Origin of the sequence: Modestobacter sp. I12A-02662, assembly GCF_041028325.1 — a bacterium.
In the GTDB taxonomy this organism is placed as follows: Bacteria; Actinomycetota; Actinomycetes; order Mycobacteriales; family Geodermatophilaceae; genus Modestobacter.
Map to the genome: position 1 here is coordinate 20,413 of NZ_JABGDE010000012.1, position 20,324 is coordinate 40,736.

The following is a 20,324-nucleotide window of genomic DNA, read 5'->3' on the forward strand; positions in this document are numbered from 1 at the left end:
GAACGGCTCAGCGGATGAGCACCGGGACGGAGGTGCCCACCTGCTCGAGCCGGGTCACGCCGGTCGCCGGGCTGGTGATCGACTCCTCCAGCCAGAACACGTGGTACGTGCCGCGGGTCAGCCCGGTCACGGTCACCGTGACCTGCTGGCAGCCGTCGGGCTGGGCCGCGGTCGCGGTCACCGGGGTCGGCTGCCGGCCGGCTCCTGCGTCCTGGCTGACCGCCGAGACCCGGTAGCCCTGCACCTCGCCCCGGTCGTCCGAGGGGAAGGTGACGGTCGCCGAGCCCGCGCCGGCGGCGGTGACGGCCGGGGTGACCCGGCGCGGGGAGCCGGTGCCGCCGCAGGCCGGCTCGCGCGGGGTGAGCACCGGGGCGACGCCGTGCGCCGCCCACGGCCGGATGGAGATCCCCGCCGGCCGCGGGGGCTGCGGGACCACCAGGCCGCCGGAGCTCGTGCTGCTGTCGCCGACCGTCTCGCCGCCGGAGTCGCCGGCGATCGTCCCGTGCTCGAAGGAGAGCCTTCCCGACAGCGCGGTGCTGGCCACCCCGGAGCTGACGGTGACCCCGCCGTTCGGGATGGCCCGGCTGGTGGCGGCCGGCTCCACGGCCAGCACGGCGGGGACCAGCTGGGTCGCGGCCACCACGGCGCCGGCTCCCGCGAGCAGCAGCGGGGGGAGCCACCGGGTGCGTCGCCGGCGGGCCCGGGCCCGGGGGGTCCTGCGGGCGGTCGCGCCGGTGCGCGCCGCCGTGCCTCGCCTGTCGTCGGCCACGACACCCCTCTCCGGGTGGTCGGGTGGTCATCGTCCTCGGGTGGTCATCGGCACCGCGGCACGCCGGCTTTAGCCCAGGTGATCGGCTCAGCGGGAATGCCGGCGGCGCCGGTCGTCTTGGGCCCGACGTGAGCACCGCCCCCGTCCGGACGTCGACGACCGACGCAGGTCCGGGTGCCGGTCCGCGCACCGCGCGCCGGGCGGCGCCGGCCATCGCCGCGCTGGCACTGGGCGCGTTCGCCATCGGCACCACCGAGTTCGTCACCATGGGCCTGCTGCCCGACATCGCGCAGGGCACGGGTGTCTCCATCCCCGCCGCGGGGCACTACATCTCCGCCTACGCGCTGGGCGTCGTGGTCGGCGCCCCGGTGATCGCCGCGCTCGGCGCCCGGCTGCCCCGCCGTGGCCTGGCCGTCGGGCTCATGGCCGCCTTCCTGCTCGGCAACGCGCTCACCGCGGTCGCCGCCGGCTCCGGCGCCCTGCTGGTGGCCCGGTTCCTCGCCGGCCTGCCGCACGGCGCCTACTTCGGCGTCGCCTCGCTGATCGCGGCCGCCCTCGTGCCCCAGCACCAGCGCGGCCGGGCGGTCAGCTCGGTGATGCTCGGGCTGGCCGTGGCCAACGTCGCCGGGGTGCCGGCCGGCACCTGGTTGGGGCAGCACCTGGGCTGGCGGGCCGCGTACTGGGCGGTCGTCGTCATCGCCGGGCTGACCGTCCTGTCCGTGCTCGCCGTCGTCCCGGCGGTGGCCGGGAAGGCCGAGGCCACGCTGCGCACCGAGCTGGGCGCCCTCCGCCGTCCGCAGGTCGTGCTCACCGTGCTGGTGGCCACCGTGGGCTTCGGCGGGCTGTTCGCGATGTACAGCTACATCGCGCCGATCGTGACCGACGAGGCCGGGATGCCCGCGGGGTTCGTCCCGGTGGTGCTGCTGGCCTTCGGCGTCGGCGGCGTGGTGGGCATCTCGCTGGGCGGCCGGCTCGCCGACCGGGCGCTGTTCCCCTCCCTGGTCGGTGCGACCGTGAGCACCGGCGTGCTGCTGGCCCTCACCGCGCTCGCGGCCGGCAACGCGGCCACGCTCACCGCGGCGGTCTTCCTGGTCTCGGTGTCCGCCTCCACCATGGTCGTGCTGCTCCAGATGCGGCTGATGGAGGTCGCCGGTGAGGCGCAGATGCTCGGCGCGGCGCTGAACCACTCGGCGCTCAACGCGGCCAACGCCCTGGGCGCCTGGCTCGGCGGCCTGGTGATCGCGGCCGGCCTGGGGTACCGCGCCCCCAGCTGGGTCGGCGCGGGCCTCGCCGTCCTCGGCCTCGGGTTCCTGGTCGCCTCCGCCGTCCTCCGCCGCCGGGAGCGCGCCACCTCCTGAACCGGCTGGTCCGCGGGCACCTGGGTGGCCTTCCGAGCGTGACGGCTGACACACTCCGATGGAGGTCGGGGGTGATCCCGGCCACACCTGCCCAAGCAACGGAGCGGAGGAGCCGGTGACGCGGATCGACGTGCGTGTCGACGGGGTGTCGTACCAGGACGAGGTGGAGCCCAGGACCCTGCTGGTCCACCACCTACGAGAGCAACTCGGCAAGGTCGGCACGGTCGTCGGGTGCGACACCAGCAACTGTGGCGCGTGCACCGTGCACCTGGACGGCCAGGCGGTGAAGTCGTGCACCGTGCTCGCGGTCCAGGCCGACGGCTGCGAGGTGACGACGATCGAGGGCATCGCCGACGGCGCCACCCTGCACCCGGTCCAGCGGGCGTTCCACGAGATGCACGGCCTGCAGTGCGGCTTCTGCACCCCGGGCATGATCATGGCCTCGATCGACCTGCTGCAGGAGAACCCCGACCCCAGCGACACCGAGGTCCGCGAGGGGATCGAGGGCAACCTCTGCCGGTGCACCGGCTACCAGAACATCGTCCGGGCGGTGCAGCACGCGGCCGCGGAGATGCGCGGTGACCAGGGTGCCCCCGGCGACGGGCCGGCCGAGGCCGAGTCCGCCACCGACTCGGCCGCCGCGCCGCACGTGGCGGTGCAGGCATGACGGCCGTCGAGGACCGCCCCGGCATCGAGTCCCCCGCGCCCGCCCGCGAAGTGGGCCAGGCCCGCCGGCGCAAGGAGGACGCCCGGCTGATCACCGGCCGGACGACGTGGACCGACAACCTGGTGCTGCCCGGGATGCTGCACCTGGCGGTGGTGCGCAGCCCGGTCGCCCACGCGAAGATCAGCGCGATCGACGTCAGCGCGGCCCAGCAGGCGCCCGGTGTGATCGCCGTCTTCACCGGCCGCGACTTCGCCGACGAGCAGGGCTCCATCCCGTGCGCCTGGCCGGTCACCCCCGACATGGTCAACCCCGGGCACCCGTCGCTGGCCGTCGACGAGGTCAACCACGTCGGCGAGGCGGTCGCCGTCATCGTCGCCCGCAGCAAGGCGGCCGCGGCCGACGCCGTGGAGCTGGTGGACGTCGACTACGACTCGCTGCCGGTGGTGCTGGACATGGAGGAGGCGCTCGGCGACCAGCCGGTGCTGACCCACGACCACCTGCAGTCCAACGAGAGCTTCCACTTCGTGTTCGACGGCGGTGAGAACGGCGTGGCCGACGACACCGACCGGGCGTTCGCCGACGCCGAGGTCGTGGTCAGCCGCCGGTTCGTGCAGCAGCGCCTGATCCCCGCGTTCATGGAGCCGCGCGCGGTCGCGGTGCAGCCGCAGGGCGACAACTACACGATGTGGTCCTCCACGCAGGTGCCGCACATCCTCCGGCTGATGCTGGCCATGGTCACCGGCGTGCCCGAGCACAAGCTGCGGGTCATCGCCCCCGACGTGGGCGGCGGGTTCGGCGGCAAGCTGCAGGTCACGCCCGAGGAGGTGATCGCCCTCCTGGTCGCCCGGCGGCTCGGCAAGCCGGTCAAGTGGGCCGAGAGCCGCAGCGAGTCGCTGATGAGTGCCCACCACGGCCGGGACCAGGTCCAGTACATCGACATCGCCGCCGACCGCGAGGGCAACGTCAAGGGCCTGCGCTGCCGGATCCTCGCCGACATGGGTGCCTACCTGCGCCTGGTCAGCCCCGGCGTGCCGATCCTGGGCGCGTTCATGTTCAACGGCATCTACAAGTTCCCGGCCTACCGGTTCGAGTGCCGGGGCGTGTTCACCAACAAGACGCCCACCGACGCCTACCGCGGCGCCGGCCGGCCGGAGGCCACCTTCGCCGTCGAGCGGATCATGGACGAGCTCGCCGTCGAGCTGGACGTGGACCCGCTGGAGCTGCGGCGGAAGAACTGGATCAAGGCCGAGGAGTTCCCGTTCACCACGTGCGCGGGGATGACCTACGACAGCGGTGACTACGACGCCGCGACCGAGCAGGCGCTGCAGCTGATCGGCTACGACGAGCTGCGCGCCGAGCAGCGGCGCCGCCGGGAGTCCAACGACCCGGTCCAGCTGGGCATCGGCTTCTCCACCTTCACCGAGATGTGCGGGCTGGCACCCTCCCGGGTGCTCGGCTCGCTGTCCTACGGCGCCGGGGGGTGGGAGCACGCGTCGATCCGGATGCTGCCCACCGGCAAGGTCGAGGTGGTCACCGGGTCCAGCGCCCACGGGCAGGGCCACGAGACGGCGTGGAGCCAGCTGGTCGCCGACCGGCTCGGCGTGCCGTTCGAGGACGTCGAGGTGCTGCACGGCGACACCTCGATCGCCCCGCGCGGCCTGGACACCTACGGCTCCCGCTCGCTGGTGGTGGGCGGGGTCGCGGTGGTCAACGCCGCGGACAAGGTGGTCGCCAAGGCCCGCACGGTCGCGGCGCACATGCTGGAGGCGAACGAGGACGACCTGGAGTTCGCCGGCGGGAAGTTCTCCGTCCGGGGCACGCCGGGCAGCGAGGTCGGCATCCAGGAGATCGCGCTGGCCACCTTCGCGGCGCACGACTTCCCCGAGGGGGTCGAGCCCTCGATCGACGCCGACGCCACCTACGACCCGGAGAACTTCTCCTTCCCGCACGGCACGCACATCTGCGCGATGGAGGTCGACACCGAGACCGGGTTCGTCAAGATCCGGAAGTACGCCTGCGTCGACGACGTCGGCACGATCGTCAACCCGCTGATCGTCGAGGGGCAGGTGCACGGCGGTCTGGCCCAGGGCATCGCCCAGGCGCTCTACGAGGAGGCGGTCTACGACGCCGACGGCAACCTCACCACCGGCACGTTCGTCGACTACCTGGTGCCCTCGGCGGCCGACCTGCCGCACTTCGACACCGGCAACACGGTGCACGCGGCGCCCGGCAACCCGATCGGGGCCAAGGGCGTGGGCGAGGCGGGGTGCATCGCGAGCACCCCTGCGGTGGTCAACGCGGCCCTCGACGCCGTCCGGCACCTCGGCGTCCGGGACATCCGGATGCCCCTGACCCCGGAGCGCGTGTGGCGGGCTCTGCACGACGGCGGGGACGGCGGCGGCCGCGCCACCGCCGGCAGCAACGCCTACGGCGGGGCGCAGACCGAGACCACCGCCGGCGTCTCCACCCCGCAGTCCGCTCTCGGAGGTGACCGGTGATACCCGCCCCGTTCGACTACGTCCGCCCCGCCACCGTCGGGGAGGCACTCCAGGCGATCGCCGACGGGGGTGAGGACGTGAAGGTCCTCGCCGGCGGGCAGTCGCTCATCCCGGTCATGCGGCTGCGGCTGGCCGCGCCCGAGACGGTCGTCGACCTCGGCCGGGTGGCGGAGCTGCGCGGGGTCCGCGAGGAGGGCGACTCCCTCGTGGTCGGCGCGATGACGACGCACGCCGACGTCCTCACCGATCCGTTGCTCGCCCGCTACGGCCGGCTGGTCGTGCAGGCCACCGAGACCGTCGCCGATCGCCAGGTGCGGCGGCGCGGCACCTTCGGCGGGGCACTGGTGCACGCCGACCCAGCAGGTGACCTGCCGGCGGTTGCCCTGGCGCTGGACGCGGAGTTCGTGCTCGTCGGCCCGGGCGGGCGCCGCACGGTGCCGGCGACGGAGTTCTTCGTCGACTACCTCACCACCGCGCTGGAGGAGGGCGAGCTGCTGGTCGAGGTCCGCCTGCCCAAGCTCGGCGAGGACTGGGGGGTCCGGTACGAGAAGTTCAACCGGGTGGCCCAGGCCTGGTCGATCGTCGCGGTGGCCGCGGCCGTCCGGCGGGAGGGCGGCCGGATCGCCGAGGCGCGGATCGGGCTGACGAACATGGGGTCCACGCCGTTGCGCGCGCGGGCCACCGAAGCGGCGCTGGTCGGCGTCGACGTCAGCATGGAGACGGTGACCGCGGCGGCCGCCCAGGCCGCGGAGGGCACGAGTCCCAGCAGCGACCTCAACGCCCGGGCCGACTACCGCCAGCACCTCGCGCAGGTGCTGACCCGACGGGCGGTGGCCGCGGCCGTCGGCCTGTGACGGGGGGCGTGCCGGACCGGTCCGTCCCGTTCGCGGGGCGCCGGTCCGGCGCGTTGCGCCCTGGTGCACCTGCACGACCGTCGCGGTCGTGGTCGGATGGCACGTGCGCGGGCGCGAGCGCCCGGGCCGCACACACTCGGAGGTCCTGCAGTGCAGCTGGAGAACTCGTTCACCGTGCCGGTGCCGATCGACGATGCCTGGCGGGTGCTGCTGGACATCGAGCGGATCGCACCCTGCATGCCCGGCGCGGTCCTGGACTCGGTGACCGGCGACGAGTTCACCGGCCGGGTCAAGGTCAAGCTCGGGCCGATCAACCTGACCTACCAGGGCAGGGCGTCGTTCGTGGAGAAGGACGAGGCCGCGCACCGCGCCGTGATCGACGCCAAGGGCAAGGACCAGCGCGGCAACGGCACCGCCGCAGCGACCGTCACCGCAACCCTCGCCGACCAGGGCAGCACGACGCGGGTCGACGTCCTCACCGACCTCAACATCACCGGCCGGCCGGCCCAGTTCGGCCGGGGCGTGATGACCGACGTGGGCAACAAGCTGCTCGGCCAGTTCGCCGACAAGCTCGCCGCCCAGCTCGGCAGCACCGGCGGGGACGTGCAGGTCGACCAGGAGGCGGCCGCCACGTCGCAGGAGCCGACCGTGGCCAAGGCGACCGCCGCGGCGGCCGCGAAGGCGGCGGCGACGACGGCCGGGGTGGTCGAGGAGGTGGCGGCCTCGGCGGAGACCTCCGCCGGTGGGACCCCGGCCGGTGGCGCGATCCCGACGGCCGCGGCCGCCGCCAAGAAGGCGGCCGCCGCTGCCGCGGACGCCGCGGCGTCGGCGGAGGAGACCGCCGCCGAGGCCCCGGCCACGACGGACAAGGCTCCCGCCAAGGCGGCGAAGGCCACCCCGGCCAAACCGGCGAAGGCGGCGAGGTCGACGGTCGCCCCGGCGGCGGGGACCCCGGCGGCCACCGGGGGCGCCGCGCGGGACGCGGTGCCCGACCCGACGGCGGTCCCGGCGAAGAAGGCGCCCAGCGCGCCGCCGTCCGGCACCACCGCGCCGCCGAACCGGCCGGCCGGTTCCGGCCCGGCCCGGAGCACCCCGGTCCGGAGCACGCCCGCGAAGGCCACCCCGGCCGCCTCGTCCAGCGCACCGTCGTCCAGCGCGCCGTCGACCAGCGCACCGTCGAGCAGCGCACCGTCGAGCACCGCTCCGGTCACCCCGCCGGCCCCGCGCCGGCTCAGCGCCGTCGAGCCGGAGCCGATCGACCTGCTCGAGGTGGCCGGCACGGCGGCGTTCACCCGCTACGCCGGGCCCGCGGCCGGGGTGAGCGTCCTGCTGCTGCTCATCGCATTCCTCGTCCGCCGGCGCCGCAACAGGTGACGGCGGTGACGTTTCCGCTGGTGCTTGTGCTCTGAGTCGCCGGACGACTCAGAGCACGAGCATCAGGAGGACAACTCCCCGAGCCAGCCGGCCGCCGCGGCGGCGACCGCCGCGGGGTCCTTCCTCAGCGAATGGTCCCCGGGGACGGCGACCACCCGGCCGGCGTGCCCGGCCAGCGCGGCCGCGACCTCCGCGGGCCGGCCGAGCGCGTCGGTCTCGCCCTGCACCACCAGCAGCGGGACGGCGACCGCGAGCAGCTCGGCGGCCCGGCTCCTCTCCGGCTTCCGGGGCGGGTACAGCGGGAAGGCCAGCGCCAGCACGCCCGCGGCGCCCTCGGCCGCGGCGGTCCGGCAGGCCACGCGGGCGCCGGCGCTCCGGCCGGCGAGCACGAGCGGTCCGGCGAGGTCACCGGTCGCGCGGAGGTCCGCCAGCACCGCCGTCCAGGCCTCGTCCAGCCGCGGTGGCGCGGGTGCGATCCGCCTGCCGGCCACCCGCCACGGCTGCTCGACCCGCAGCACGCGCCAGCCCGCGCCCGCCGCGGCCAGCGCGACGTGGGTCAGGTCGGCCGAGTCGACGCCGCCGCCCGCCCCGTGGCCGAGGACGAGGGTGCCGGCGACAGCCGCGGCCGGGTCCTCCGACCGCACCCGAGCCGGGCCGAGCGGGGTGCCGACGTCGCGGGTGGTCATGCGTCGGGGAGGTCGAGCAGGCCCGCGACGACGTCAGGCAGCGACTCCCCGGACACGTGCGGCTCGCTGAACACCGGCGGGAAGACGCGCTCCGCCCGGGCCGCCCAACCGCCGGTCAGCCCGGCCTGCTGGGCCCCGTGCACGTCCCACGAGTGGACGGCGACCAGGGCCAGCTGCGCGGGCGGCACGTCGCACACGCCCGCGGCCCACAGGTAGGCCTCCCGGCTGGGCTTCCAGGCACGGATCGTCTCGGTGCTGAGCGTCCGCTCGACCAGCGCGCCCAGCCCGCCGCGGGTCAGCCCGGCCTCGGCCACCCCGGGCGACCCGTGGGTGAGCGTCACCACCCGCACCCCGGCCTCTTTCAGGCGGCGCAGCGCCGGCTCGACGTCCGGGTGCGGCACCAGCTCCAGGAACCGGTCCGCGACGTCGGCCCGCTGGGCTCCGGACAACCCGGTCAGCTGGGCCAGCGAGGCCTCGAAGGCGTCCCGGAACCGGCACCAGGTGCCGGCCACGGTGGCCGCGAAACCGGTGCCGAGGGTCCGGGCGAACACGGTCGGCAGCAGCTCGGCCGGCTCGCCGTGCTCCACCAGCGCCGCCCGGACCGGGGCGAGGTCGAGCAACGTCTCGTTGACGTCGAACGCGACCACCCGGGGGCGGGCGCGGGTCACGCGGTGCGGTCCTTCTTCGCCGCCGCCTTGCGCTGCGCGGTGGTGCTGTCGGGGTGCTTGCGGGCGTACAGGTCGGTGGCCCGGCGGTAGACCATCCACCCCACACCCAGCACGACGGCGGCGACCACCGCGTAGTCCAGGTAGTGCAGGTTCTCCTGGACGAAGTCCCCGGCGGCCACGCCCAGGCCGATGAGCACGCTGTTCCAGATCAGGCTGCCGCCGGCGGTGAACAGCAGGAACTGCGGCCACGGCATCCGCACGACCCCGGCCGGCACCGAGATGAAGCTGCGCACGATCGGCACCATCCGGCCGAAGAAGACCGCCGACCGGCCGTGCCGCTCGAACCACTCGAAGGTGCGGTCGACGTCCTCGGTCTCCACCAGGGGGAGGCGGTCGAGGAACGCGTGCGACCGCTGCGGTCCGAGCCCCCGGCCGACCAGGTAGAGGACCACGGCGCCCACGACCGAACCGATGGTGGCGGCGATGATGGTCGGCACGATGGACATCCGGCCGTCGTTGATCAGCACCCCGGCGGCACCCAGCACGGCCTCGCTGGGGATCGGCGGGATCACCGTCTCGATGAGGATCGTGAGCCCGACCCCCACCACGCCCAACTTCTCGACGAGGTCGAGGAGGAAGCCGGTGATGCCTCCCTGGTCGGAGGAGGCCGCGGCGAGGAGGGACGCGGCGAGGAGGGACATGGCCTCCACGGTATCCGCGCGTTCCGGTGGTCACCGGCCGACGGTCGGAGCCCTCATCCCGCTGTGTGGGCCTTCACAGCCAGCAGCTGCCCCTTGTCGGTGCGGCTGAGGGCCGACTGCAGGGCCGGCTCGGCGTCCACCAGCGCGACGAACGGGGCGACGTCCTCCCGATGGGACAGCACGTTGTCGACCACGAGCAGCCCGCCCAGGCGCAGCACCCGGACCGGGTGCGGCCACCACCCGGGGTAGGCGGGTCGGTGCGCGTCGAGGAGGACGACGTCCTGGCCGCCGTCCGGCAGCCCGGCCAGCACCTCGCCGCCGTCGGCGCAGCGCAGCTCGACCCACGGGTCCAGCCCCACCGCCACCAGGTTCGCCGCCGCGGCCCGCTGCGCGTCGGCATCCGGGTCGACGGTCAGGACCCGGCCGTCCACCGCCCGGACCGCGTCGGCCAGCCAGAGCGTCGAGTACCCGTTCGAGGTGCCGATCTCCAGCACGCGGGCGGCGCCCATCGCCCGCAGCACCACCGCGAGCAGCGCCGCGGCCTCCGGGCCGATGTTGCGCCGCCGGAGCTCCCGGTCGGGCTGGGCCGCGTCGTGGCGCAGCCCCTCGGCGTACAGCTCGTCGACGAAGCGGCGCACCTCGGCGTCCATGCCAGTTCCTCTCGTGGTCGGCCGGGCAGGGGGGCACTAGGTTCAGCAGCCATGGTGCAGCGCTTCACGGCCCGGGCCGTCGTCGTCGGGGACCGCGCCGGCACCGTCGTCCCCGATGCCGTGCTGGACGTCGAGGACGGGCTGATCCGCTGGGTCGGCCCCGCCGCGGACGCCCCGCCCGCTGAGGCGGCCGAGGTGACCCGGCTGCCCGGGGTGCTGACCCCCGGCATGGTCAACACCCACGCCCACTCGCCGATGGTGCTGTTCCGCGGGCAGGGGGAGGGGCTGCCGCTGGACCGCTGGCTGCGGGAGGTCATGTGGCCGCGGGAGGCGCGGCTGACGCCGGAGGACGTCGAGGTCGCGATGACCGCCGCCTCGGCCGAGATGCTGCGCCACGGGGCGACGACCAGCGTCGAGATGTACTTCCACCCGGAGCGGATCGCCGCCGCGGTGCGGGCCACCGGCGCCCGGGCGGTGGTCGCCAACCCGCTGATCGGGCTGCCCGGCTTCGGCACCTTCGAGGAGCAGCTGGACACCGCCGTCCGGCTGACCGCCGACGGCGACGCGCAGGTCGAGTACGGCATCGGTCCGCACTCCGCGTACACGGTGCCGCTGCCGGTCCTGGCGCAGGCCGCGGCGGCCGCCCGCGAGCACGACCTGCTGCTCACCGTGCACGTCGCCGAGACCGCCACCGAGGGTGACGAGCTGCTCGCCACGCACGGCGTCAGCGTCCCCCGGCTGCTCGCGGCGCACGACGTGCTCGGCGGCCGGGTGCTCGGGGCGCACTGCGTGCACATGGACGACGGCGACCTCGAGGTGTGGCGCGAGTACGACATCGCCGTGGCCCACTGCCCGAGCAGCAACGCCAAGCTGGCGAGCGGCACCGCCCGGCTGCGGGACATGCTCGACCTCGGCATCCGGGTGGGCATGGGCACCGACGGGCCGGCGTCCAACGACAACCTGGACCTGTTCGAGGACCTGCGGCTGGCCGCCCAGCTGGCCCGCCTGCGCGAGCGCGACGCCACCGCGCTCACCGCCGCCGAGGCGTTCTGGTTGGCCACGGGGGGAGCGGCCGCGGCGATCGGCCGCGCCGACCTCGGCCAGCTGACCGCCGGGCGCCGGGCGGACCTGGTGCACGTGGACACCGAGGACATCGCCTTCGTGCCGGTCGGCGACACGACCGACCTGCTCACCCACCTGGTGTGGTCGGTGGGCAGCCGGCACGTGCGGGACACCTGGGTGGCCGGCCGCCAGGTGGTCGCCGACGGCACGTCGACGACGGTGGACGAGGCCGCGCTGCGCGCCGACGTGCAGACCCGCGCCCTGCGCCTCGCCGGCCGCTGACGGCGGGTCAGGCGCGGAGGGAGACCGTCTGGCCGCGGGTGACCGTGCGCACCTCACCCGGCGCGCGCCGCTTCGCGACCTCGGCGACGAAGTCCCCGAGCGGGCTGGTGAAGACCGGGTAGTCGTCGAAGTGCACCGGCACGGTGACCGGCGGCTTGAGCAGCTCGACCAGGTCGGCGCCCTGCCGGCCGTCCATGGTGAGCAGGACGCCGGCGATCCGGGTGCCGCCCAGGTGCGGGATGAGCACGTCCAGCGGTCCGCACCGCTGCAGCACCTCGCCGAGGAACGGCCGGTACAGGGTGTCGCCGCTGATGAACCCGCGCCAGGTGACCTCCCCGTGGTGCACGAGCTCGAGCACGCTGCCCATCACCTGGGGGAGCAGCTTGTCCAGGAAGCCCGGGCCGTGCACCCCCGGGACGCTGGTGACCCGGAGGGTGTCCGCGCCCCGGGTGATCTCGTGGGTCTGCCACGGGCGCAGGTCGGCGGTCGCGGTGAAGCCCCGCCGGTCCAGGCAGCGCGCGGCCTCCGGCGTGGTCACCACCGGGGTCTCCTTGGGCAGGGAGCGGGTGGCGACGCGGTCCCAGTGGTCGCCGTGCATGTGGCTGAGCAGGACCGCGTCCAGCTCCGGCAGCAGCGCGGGCACCAGGGCCGGGTCGGTGAGCCGCTTGCTGCGCAGCCCGTACCCGAGGTGGGCCCGCTGACCACGGTGCAGGAAGTTCGGGTCGGTCAGGAGGGTGAAGGGGCCGAGCCGCAGCAGGGTCGTCGCGGTGCCGCCGAAGGTGAGGGTCACGTCGTCCCCGGGTGCGGTCATGGTCGCCCAGCTACCCGTTGGGCGCGCGTCCTGCACCCGGCCTGCTGTAGACACGGACCCGTGCCACACCCCCGCTCGGTCGACGAGTCCTTCCTCGCGCTGCCGCTGTCCGCGCTCACCGAGGCCGCGCTCACCCGCGCCGTCGACCTCGGCTGCGAGCACGCCGACCTGCGGGTCGAGCGCATCCGCACGCAGTCGCTGAGCCTGCGCGACGCCCGCCTGGAGTCGCTGGCCGACGGGGAGGACCTCGGCCTCGCCGTCCGGGTCGTCTTCCAGGGCACCTGGGGCTTCGCCGCGGGCGTGGTGCTCACCGCGGCCGAGGCGGTGCGCCTGGCCGAGGAGGCGGTCGCGGTCGCGACGGTGTCCGCGGCGATCAACACCGACCGGGTCGAGCTCGCGCCCGAGCCGGTGTACCCGGACGGCGAGTGGGTCTCCGCCTACGAGGTGGACCCCTTCGCCGTCCCGGACGCCGACAAGACCGCGCTGATGACCGAGCTGTCCGAGCGGCTGCTGGCCGCCGACGGCGTCGAGCACGTGCAGAGCAGCGTGCTGCAGGTCAAGGAGCAGAAGTGGTACGCGGACACCGCCGGCACCCGCACCCGGCAGCAGCGGGTGCGCATCCACCCGGAGTTCACCGCGCTCACCGTCGACCGGACCACCGGGGCGTTCGAGTCGATGCGCACGCTCGCCCCGCCGGTCGGCCGCGGCTGGGAGTTCCTCACCGGCGACTCCTGGGACTGGCGCGGCGAGCTCGCCGAGCTCCCGGAGCTGCTGCGGGAGAAGACCAAGGCGCCGTCGGTCGAGCCCGGCCGGCACGACCTGGTCGTCGACCCCTCCAACCTGTGGCTGACCATCCACGAGTCGATCGGCCACGCCACCGAGCTGGACCGGGCGCTGGGGTACGAGGCCGCCTACGCGGGCACCTCCTTCGCCACGCCCGACCTGCTCGGCACCCTGCAGTACGGCTCGCCGCTGATGGACGTCACCGGCGACCGCACCGCGGAGCACGGGCTGTCGACCGTCGGCTGGGACGACGAGGGCGTCGCCGCCCAGCGGTGGGACCTGATCCGGGACGGCGTGCTGGTCGGCTACCAGGTCGACCGCAACACGGCCCCCAAGGTGGGGTCGTCCCGGTCCAACGGCTGCGCGTTCGCCGACTCGGCGTCGCACGTGCCGGTGCAGCGGATGGCCAACGTCTCGCTGCAGCCGGCGCCCGACGGGCCGACCACGGAGGAGATGATCTCCGGGGTCGAGCGGGGCATCTACGTCGTCGGCGACAAGAGCTGGTCGATCGACATGCAGCGCTACAACTTCCAGTTCACCGGCCAGCGGTTCTACCGGATCGAGGGCGGCCGGCTCGCCGGGCAGCTCAAGGACGTCGCCTACCAGGCGACGACGACGGACTTCTGGGGCTCGATGCGCGTGGTCGGCGGGCCGTCGACCTACGTGCTCGGTGGCGCCTTCAACTGCGGCAAGGCCCAGCCCGGCCAGGTCGCGCCGGTCAGCCACGGCTGCCCGAGCGCGCTGTTCGAGGACATCGCCATCCTCAACACGAGTCAGGAGTCCGGCCGATGAGCCAGTCCACCCCGCAGGAGCTGGTCGAGCGGGCGCTGGACGCCTCCTCCGCCGACGGTCAGGTCGCCTTCGTCGTGGAGAGCTCGGAGGCCAACCTGCGCTGGGCGAGCAACAGCCTGACCACCAACGGCGCGATGCGGTCCCGGCAGGTCGTCGTCGTCTCGTTCGTCGACGGCGGCACGGGGACGGCCACCGGCACCGTCGCCCGCACCGGCTCCCCGGACATCGCCGAGCTGGTCGCCGCCAGCGAGCAGGCCGCCCGCGACGCCGGTCCGGCCGAGGACGCGATGCCGCTGATCAGCGAGGCACCCGAGGGCTCCGGCGCCTGGGACGACGAGGCCGCCGGCACCTCCATCGGGGTGTTCGCGGACTTCGCCCCCGCACTGGGCGAGGCGTTCGGCGAGGCACGCGGCCGTGACGAGCTGCTGTTCGGGTTCGCCGAGCACTCGATGGCCACCACCTACCTGGGCAGCTCCACCGGTCTGCGGCTGCGGCACGACCAGCCCACCGGCCGGGTCGAGCTCAACGGGAAGAGCTCCGACCTCACCCGCTCGGTGTGGGCGGGCGTCGGCACCCGGGACTTCACCGACGTCTCGGTCGCCGACCTCGCCGCCGAGGTGCGGCAGCGGATGGCCTGGTCGCAGCGGCGGGTGGAGCTGCCGGCCGGGCGGTACGAGACGCTGCTGCCGCCGTCCACGGTCAGCGACCTGATGATCTACGCCTACTGGACGATGGAGGCGCGGGACGCCGACGAGGGCCGCAACGTCTACGCCAAGGCCGGCGGCGGGAACCGGATCGGCGACCGGCTCGCCCAGCTGCCGCTCACCCTGCGCAGCGACCCGTACGCGAAGGGCCTGGAGACCGCCCCCTTCCAGGTGGTCGGCTCCTCCTCGGGGACGGCGTCGGTGTTCGACAACGGCATGGCCACCCCGGCGGTGGACTGGATCCGCGACGGCGTCCTCACCAACCTCATCCGGCCGCGGGCCTGGGCGCTCAAGCAGACCGCGCCGCCCACCGCCGCCGTCGGCAACCTCCTCCTGGAGGACCCGAACGCGACCGCGTCGCAGGCGGAGATGATCGCGGGCACCGGGCGCGGGCTGCTGCTGACCACCCTCTGGTACATCCGCGAGGTCGACCCGCAGACCCTGCTGCTCACCGGCCTCACCCGGGACGGCGTCTTCCTCGTGGAGGACGGCGAGGTCACCGGCGCGGTCAACAACTTCCGGTTCAACGAGTCGCCGGTCGACCTGCTCGGGCGGGTCACCCAGGCCAGCCGCACCGAGCGGACGCTCCCGCGGGAGTGGAACGACTGGTTCACCCGGGCGGCGATGCCCACGCTGCGGGTGCCGGACTTCAACATGAGCTCGGTGTCCCCCGCGAGCTGACCACGAGCTCACCATGAGCGACGCCGGCACTGCTCTTCCCCACCACGTCGTGGCCGGCGTCCTCCGCCGCGGCGGGCGGGTGCTGCTCGCGCACCGGACCCCCGACCGCCGCTGGTACCCCGGCGCCTGGGACCTCCCCGGCGGCCACGTCGGCGCGGGTGAGCAGCCCGGCTCCGCGCTGCGGCGTGAGCTGCGTGAGGAGCTGGGCGTCGAGGTCGACGTGGTCGGTGAGCCCTTCGCCTCCGTCCGGGGCCGGGACTTCCGGATGGACGTCTGGGTCGTCGACCGGTGGGCGGGCGAGCCGACCAACTGCGCTCCGGACGAGCACGACGCGCTCGCCTGGCTCAGCCCCGACGAGCTCGGTGGCCTGGTGCTCGCCGACCCCCGCCTGCCGGAGCTCCTGCGCGCCGCCGTCGGGCACTGACCACCGGGCGGGCAGCCCTCACCTGGGCCCCTGGTGGACGGCGGGGGCACCTGGCTACCCTCGTCGCGGGCCGTGACTGGCGCAGACAGGTGGACCACCACCGGGGAGCGGCCCCGTGGACGTGCCGCGCGCCTGGGCTCCCCGAACTCCCTGAGGAGAGCCCGTGACCAGCACCGACACCCGCAAGACCGCCGCCTTCGCCAGCGCCCTGGACGTCATCGCGCAGGTCGAGCCGCGCGTCGCCGCGGCCATCGGCCAGGAGCTCGCCGACCAGCGCGACAGCCTCAAGCTGATCGCCAGCGAGAACTACGCCTCCCCGGCCGTCCTGCTCGCGATGGGCAACTGGTTCAGCGACAAGTACGCCGAGGGCACCCCGGGACGGCGCTTCTACGCCGCCTGCCAGAACGTCGACACCGTCGAGCGGCTGGCCGCCGAGCACGCCCGGGACCTGTTCGGCGCCGAGCACGCCTACGTGCAGCCGCACTCGGGCATCGACGCCAACCTGGTCGCCTTCTGGGCCGTCCTCGCCCACCGGGTGGAGAGCCCCGCCCTGGCCGAGGCCGGGGTGAAGAACGTCGACGCCCTGACCGACGCGGACTGGCAGCGGCTGCGCCGGGCGCTGGGCGACCAGCGGATGCTCGGCATGTCCCTGGACGCCGGCGGGCACCTCACCCACGGCTTCCGGCCGAACATCTCCGGCAAGATGTTCGAGCAGTCCAGCTACGGCACCGACCCGTCCACCGGGCTGATCGACTACGCGGCGCTGCGCGAGCGGGCCCGGGCGTTCCGGCCGTTGGTCCTCGTCGCCGGCTACTCCGCCTATCCGCGGCTGGTCGACTTCGCCGCGATGCGGGAGATCGCCGACGAGGTGGGCGCCACGCTGATGGTCGACATGGCGCACTTCGCCGGGCTGGTCGCCGGCAAGGTGCTCACCGGGGACTTCGACCCGGTGCCGCACGCCGGCATCGTCACCACCACGACGCACAAGTCGCTGCGCGGCCCGCGCGGCGGCATGGTGCTGTGCACCGAGGAGTTCGCGCCCTCGGTCGACCGCGGGTGCCCGATGGTGCTCGGCGGCCCGCTGCCGCACGTGATGGCCGCCAAGGCGGTGGCGCTGGCCGAGGCGCGCCGTCCCGAGTTCGCCGGCTACGCGCAGCAGATCGTCGCCAACGCCCGGGCGCTGGCCGAGGGGCTGCTGCGCCGCGGCGTCCGGCTGGTCACCGGCGGCACCGACAACCACCTGGTGCTCGCCGACGTCGGCGCGGGCGGGCTGACCGGCCGGCAGGCGGAGGCGTCGCTTCTGGACGCCGGGCTGGTCACCAACCGCAACGCCGTCCCGGCCGACCCGAACGGACCCTGGTACACCAGCGGCATCCGGCTGGGCACCCCCGCGCTGACCACCCGCGGGCTGCGCGAGGACGAGCTGAGAGAGGTCGGGGAGCTCATCGCCGACGTCCTGGCCGCCACCGAGCCCGACGCCGACTCGAAGGTGCGCTACCGGCTGGACCCGCGGGTCGCCGAGCGGGTGCGGGCCCGGGCCGCGGAGCTGCTCGCCGTCCACCCGCTCTACCCCGAGGTGCAGCTGGACCTCGGGACCCGCGGATGACCACTCCGGCGCGGGACGTGGACGTCGCGCGTGGCGGGTGACCAGGAGCGGGGTGCCGGCCCGGGGCTGCCGGGGTGTGCGGGGCGGGTGTGGCAGGAGCTCAGCAACGGACGACAGAACCGCCGTCCGTTCCCGGGTGTCGCCGTCCTCAAACCTCGAGCGCGGCTACTTTTTTCCTGACGCCGACGACGACCACCTGCCCCCGGCAGGACGGCGAGGGGAGCCTCCATGACGTACCGCCAGAAGCCCTCGATCTTCCAGCTGGGCAAGGTCCACGACAACGGCCCGGCCGTGGTCGTCTCCGGCTGGGGGCTGGGCATGTGCGCCTCCAGCTGCCGGTGCCACCGCAACCCCGACGACGGCCAGCTCGCCCTCGCCGAGGACCAGGCCGCCGGCCAGCTGGGCCTGGTCAGCTTCACCGACAGCGGCGACTGCGCCTGCTGCGAGGCGTGGACCTCCAGCGAGCTCTCGGCGATCCTGCGCGACGTCGCGGTGCTCGAGGCGCTGCAGGCCCAGGAGCCCTCGATCGGCTGACCCGGCCGCACGACCTCCCCGGCCGCAGGCCGGGACCGCACCGGACGAGCCGTCCGCCGGGGGGACCGGCGGGCGGCTCGTCGTCGTCCGTGCCTGGTTCCCCCCGCACCGGGCCGGGTAGCCCGCTGGCATGTGGGCACGGGCAGCGCTGCGCGGCGCGGTGGCGGGACTGGTCGGCGTCGCGGTGATGACCGCGGGCGAGAAGGTGGAGCAGGCGGTCACCGGGCGGCCGGACTCTTACGTGCCGGCCCGGACGCTCACCGCGCTGACCACCGGACGACGGCTGCCGGAGTCGGCACGGCCGCCGGTGCGCAACCACCTCATGCACTGGGGCACCGGAGCGGCCGTCGGGGCGCTGCGCGGGATCTGGTCCGCGGCGGGGCTGCGCGGGTGGCGCGCGTCGGCCTGGCACACCGCCGTCCGGCTGGCCGTCGACCAGACGCTGGAGAACGTCACCGGGGTCGGCGCCCCGCCGTGGACCTGGTCGCGCCAGGACCAGGTGGTCGACGTCGGGCACAAGGCGGTCTACTCCTTCGCCACCGGGGTCGTCGCCGACCGGATCGTGCCGTCGGCGCGCAACGGGAGGGGCGGGCGGGGCCTGTGGGACTGAGGACGACGGTGGACTGATCGGTCCCGGCGCGTTCGGCGGAGCTGCCAGCAGCGGTCTCCTTACCGTCCGTTCCGACGCGCGCAGTTACCAGCTCCCCTTCCCGGGTGCGACGGTGCGCACCTGGAGGCCCGGTGACCCGCTCGACCACCCGCCGGTGGACCCGCGGCGCGGCGCTGGCGCTGAGCGTGGGTGCCGCGGCGATCGTCCTCGCCCCCGTCTCGGCCTCGGCCACGCCCACCACGACGGAGGAGGCCCGCCAGTCCGTCACCCGGGCGGCCCAGGAACTGGAGGCGATCGGGGAGCAGGTCAACGAGGCCGCCGCCGCGGCGCAGCAGCAGCAGGTCGCGGCGACCGAGGCCACCGTGGCCGCCGCCACCGCGCAGGCACAGCTCGACCAGCTCCGGCCGGCCCTGGCGGCGATCGCCCAGGCCGGGTACATCGGGACGACGCGGGGCCAGCTCGCGGCCTTCCTCACCAGCGGCTCCGTCGACGACCTGGTGCAGCAGCTGAACACGCTCGACGAGCTCGCCGACCACGCCGACGACGTCGTGGCCGCCGCGGCGGCCGCCCGCACGACCGCCGAGCAGGCCCAGCGGGCCGCCGCCGACGCCGCGGTGGCCGCGGAGACCGCCGCCGCCGAGCTGGCCGCCCGCCAGGAGCAGCTCGAGGCCGACCTCGCCGGTTACCAGGCGGACCTCGCCCGGCTCTCGGCCGCCGACCAGGTCCTGGTGCACACCGCGCTCGCCGGCCCGGCGGTCGTGGCCAGCGCCGCCCCGGCACCCACCGCGGCGGCCGGGTCCGCCGTCCAGACGGCGCTGGCCCAGCTCGGGGACTCCTACCGGCACGCCGCCGTCGGTCCGGACGCCTTCGACTGCTCCGGGCTGACGATGTACGCCTACGCGGCCGCCGGGGTCGCGCTGCCGCACTCCAGCGCCGCCCAGTCCCGGGTCGGGGTCCCCGTCGCGCGGGCCGACCTGCAGCCCGGCGACCTGGTCTTCTTCTACAACCCGATCAGCCACGTGGGCATCTACATCGGGAACGGGCAGATGGTGCACGCCAGCGTGCCCGGCCGCCCGGTCGCGGTGACCAGCGTGGACAAGGGCGGCTACGTCAGCGCCCGCCGCGTCACCGGCTGACCCGGCGGCACCTGATCCACGCTGCGCCCTCAGTGGGGGCGGTGGCCTTCGGTGAGCATCTGCACGGTGGCCGCGATCCGCCGGGCCCGCGTCTGCGGCGTCGCCGCGGTGTGCACCCGCCACAGCACCGCGTACCGGTTGGCGCCGTCCAGCCCGGCGAACGCCTCCTGGGCGGCCGGCTCGGCGGCCAGGGCGGCGGCCAGGTCGTCGGGGACGGTGATCGTCGCCGGTCCCGCGTAGGCGCGGTCCCACCGCCCGTCGGCCCGGGCCGACTCCACCGCGGCGAGGCCGGCCGGCCGCATGCGCCCCTCGGCGACCAGCCGGGCGACGGTCCCCACGTTCCGCTGCGACCACACGCTCCGCGGCCGGCGGGGGGTGAAGCGGACGGTGTACCAGTCGTCGTCCACCCGGTTCGCCCGCCCGTCGATCCAGCCGAAGCAGAGCGCGACCTCCACGGCCTCGGTCAGGGTCACCGACGGCACACCTGCCGAGCGCTTGGCCAGCCGCAGGAACAGGCCCGGCGCGCGGTCGTGCTCGGCCGCCAGCCACTCCTCGAGGTCCGCGGCGGTGGCGAAGGCGCGGGTGGCGAAGCGGCTCTCGTCGGGCACCCGGTCATGGTGGTGAGCCGCGCCGGGTCCGTCCAGGTCCGCCCGCACCGTTTCACCGGTCGCATG

General features: G+C 75.0%; 20 protein-coding genes and 1 riboswitch. Of the genes, 13 read left to right on the forward strand and 7 right to left on the reverse strand.

The features are described 5' to 3' along the window. Window positions 1-7: 7 nt before the first annotated feature. Complete coding sequence (locus HL189_RS17505; RefSeq protein ID WP_369134993.1) at window positions 8-769, reverse strand: hypothetical protein; 762 nt, start codon at window positions 767-769, stop codon at window positions 8-10. 128 nt (window positions 770-897) lie between these two features. Between HL189_RS17505 and HL189_RS17510 the strand changes: the two genes are divergently transcribed. The 5 genes from HL189_RS17510 (at window position 898) to HL189_RS17530 (ending at window position 7,520) form a co-directional block, all read left to right on the forward strand. Then, window positions 898-2,127: an MFS transporter gene (locus HL189_RS17510; protein ID WP_369134994.1), complete on the forward strand. Its 1,230-nt coding sequence runs from the start codon at window positions 898-900 to the stop codon at window positions 2,125-2,127. A gap of 115 nt (window positions 2,128-2,242) precedes the next feature. Then, window positions 2,243-2,794: a (2Fe-2S)-binding protein gene (locus HL189_RS17515; protein ID WP_369134995.1), complete on the forward strand. Its 552-nt coding sequence runs from the start codon at window positions 2,243-2,245 to the stop codon at window positions 2,792-2,794. Continuing rightward, entirely contained in the window at window positions 2,791-5,292 is a 2,502-nt protein-coding gene (locus tag HL189_RS17520) for a xanthine dehydrogenase family protein molybdopterin-binding subunit (protein WP_369134996.1), read from the forward strand. Before HL189_RS17515 ends, HL189_RS17520 begins: the two co-directional genes overlap by 4 nt. Further along, entirely contained in the window at window positions 5,289-6,146 is an 858-nt protein-coding gene (locus HL189_RS17525; protein WP_369134997.1) for a xanthine dehydrogenase family protein subunit M, read from the forward strand. The genes HL189_RS17520 and HL189_RS17525 overlap by 4 nt, the downstream gene beginning before the upstream one ends. A 150-nt stretch (window positions 6,147-6,296) precedes the next feature. Beyond that, window positions 6,297-7,520, forward strand: coding sequence for an SRPBCC family protein (locus HL189_RS17530; RefSeq protein ID WP_369134998.1), 1,224 nt, complete (start codon window positions 6,297-6,299; stop codon window positions 7,518-7,520). A 62-nt stretch (window positions 7,521-7,582) separates the two neighbouring features. Here the strand turns inward: HL189_RS17530 and HL189_RS17535 are convergent, their stop codons facing one another. Genes HL189_RS17535 through HL189_RS17550 form a run of 4 tightly spaced genes read right to left on the reverse strand, consistent with a single transcriptional unit; the run spans window position 7,583 to window position 10,225 of the window. Continuing rightward, the gene (locus tag HL189_RS17535; protein ID WP_369134999.1) at window positions 7,583-8,206 is read right to left on the reverse strand and encodes an alpha/beta family hydrolase; all 624 of its coding nucleotides are present in this window, start codon (window positions 8,204-8,206) and stop codon (window positions 7,583-7,585) included. Beyond that, window positions 8,203-8,874 (reverse strand): HAD family hydrolase, encoded by a 672-nt coding sequence (locus HL189_RS17540; protein ID WP_369135000.1) that lies wholly within the window; start codon window positions 8,872-8,874, stop codon window positions 8,203-8,205. The genes HL189_RS17535 and HL189_RS17540 overlap by 4 nt, the downstream gene beginning before the upstream one ends. Then, complete coding sequence (locus HL189_RS17545) at window positions 8,871-9,575, reverse strand: DedA family protein (protein ID WP_369135001.1); 705 nt, start codon at window positions 9,573-9,575, stop codon at window positions 8,871-8,873. The genes HL189_RS17540 and HL189_RS17545 overlap by 4 nt, the downstream gene beginning before the upstream one ends. 53 nt (window positions 9,576-9,628) lie before the next feature. Then, window positions 9,629-10,225: an O-methyltransferase gene (locus HL189_RS17550; protein ID WP_369135002.1), complete on the reverse strand. Its 597-nt coding sequence runs from the start codon at window positions 10,223-10,225 to the stop codon at window positions 9,629-9,631. Between the two features lie 51 nt (window positions 10,226-10,276). On the opposite strand from HL189_RS17550, the gene HL189_RS17555 reads away from it, so the two are divergent. Then, window positions 10,277-11,569: an amidohydrolase family protein gene (locus HL189_RS17555; protein ID WP_369135003.1), complete on the forward strand. Its 1,293-nt coding sequence runs from the start codon at window positions 10,277-10,279 to the stop codon at window positions 11,567-11,569. A gap of 7 nt (window positions 11,570-11,576) precedes the next feature. Here the strand turns inward: HL189_RS17555 and HL189_RS17560 are convergent, their stop codons facing one another. Beyond that, window positions 11,577-12,380, reverse strand: a complete 804-nt coding sequence (locus tag HL189_RS17560; RefSeq protein WP_369135004.1) for an MBL fold metallo-hydrolase — start codon at window positions 12,378-12,380, stop codon at window positions 11,577-11,579. Between the two features lie 60 nt (window positions 12,381-12,440). On the opposite strand from HL189_RS17560, the gene HL189_RS17565 reads away from it, so the two are divergent. The 7 genes from HL189_RS17565 to HL189_RS17595 all read left to right on the forward strand — a co-directional run bounded on the left by HL189_RS17565 (window position 12,441) and on the right by HL189_RS17595 (window position 19,650). Beyond that, window positions 12,441-13,955 carry a TldD/PmbA family protein gene (locus tag HL189_RS17565; RefSeq protein WP_369135005.1) on the forward strand — a complete coding sequence of 505 codons (1,515 nt, stop codon included), beginning with the start codon at window positions 12,441-12,443 and terminating at the stop codon, window positions 13,953-13,955. Beyond that, window positions 13,952-15,340, forward strand: a complete 1,389-nt coding sequence (locus HL189_RS17570) for a metallopeptidase TldD-related protein (protein WP_369135006.1) — start codon at window positions 13,952-13,954, stop codon at window positions 15,338-15,340. The genes HL189_RS17565 and HL189_RS17570 overlap by 4 nt, the downstream gene beginning before the upstream one ends. A gap of 13 nt (window positions 15,341-15,353) precedes the next feature. Beyond that, the gene (locus HL189_RS17575) at window positions 15,354-15,764 is read left to right on the forward strand and encodes an NUDIX domain-containing protein (RefSeq protein WP_369135007.1); all 411 of its coding nucleotides are present in this window, start codon (window positions 15,354-15,356) and stop codon (window positions 15,762-15,764) included. Window positions 15,765-15,826: 62 nt separating this feature from the next. Next, window positions 15,827-15,909, forward strand: a riboswitch (ZMP/ZTP riboswitch). Window positions 15,910-15,927: 18 nt separating this feature from the next. Continuing rightward, window positions 15,928-17,370, forward strand: coding sequence for a glycine hydroxymethyltransferase (locus HL189_RS17580; protein WP_369135008.1), 1,443 nt, complete (start codon window positions 15,928-15,930; stop codon window positions 17,368-17,370). 228 nt (window positions 17,371-17,598) lie between these two features. Next, window positions 17,599-17,904: a hypothetical protein gene (locus HL189_RS17585; RefSeq protein WP_369135009.1), complete on the forward strand. Its 306-nt coding sequence runs from the start codon at window positions 17,599-17,601 to the stop codon at window positions 17,902-17,904. Between the two features lie 130 nt (window positions 17,905-18,034). Further along, window positions 18,035-18,514, forward strand: coding sequence for a hypothetical protein (locus HL189_RS17590; RefSeq protein ID WP_369135010.1), 480 nt, complete (start codon window positions 18,035-18,037; stop codon window positions 18,512-18,514). Between the two features lie 131 nt (window positions 18,515-18,645). Beyond that, complete coding sequence (locus HL189_RS17595) at window positions 18,646-19,650, forward strand: C40 family peptidase (RefSeq protein ID WP_369135011.1); 1,005 nt, start codon at window positions 18,646-18,648, stop codon at window positions 19,648-19,650. A gap of 29 nt (window positions 19,651-19,679) precedes the next feature. On the opposite strand, the gene HL189_RS17600 is transcribed toward HL189_RS17595, so the two are convergent. Next, the gene (locus tag HL189_RS17600) at window positions 19,680-20,258 is read right to left on the reverse strand and encodes a YdeI family protein (protein ID WP_369135012.1); all 579 of its coding nucleotides are present in this window, start codon (window positions 20,256-20,258) and stop codon (window positions 19,680-19,682) included. Window positions 20,259-20,324 lie beyond the last annotated feature (66 nt).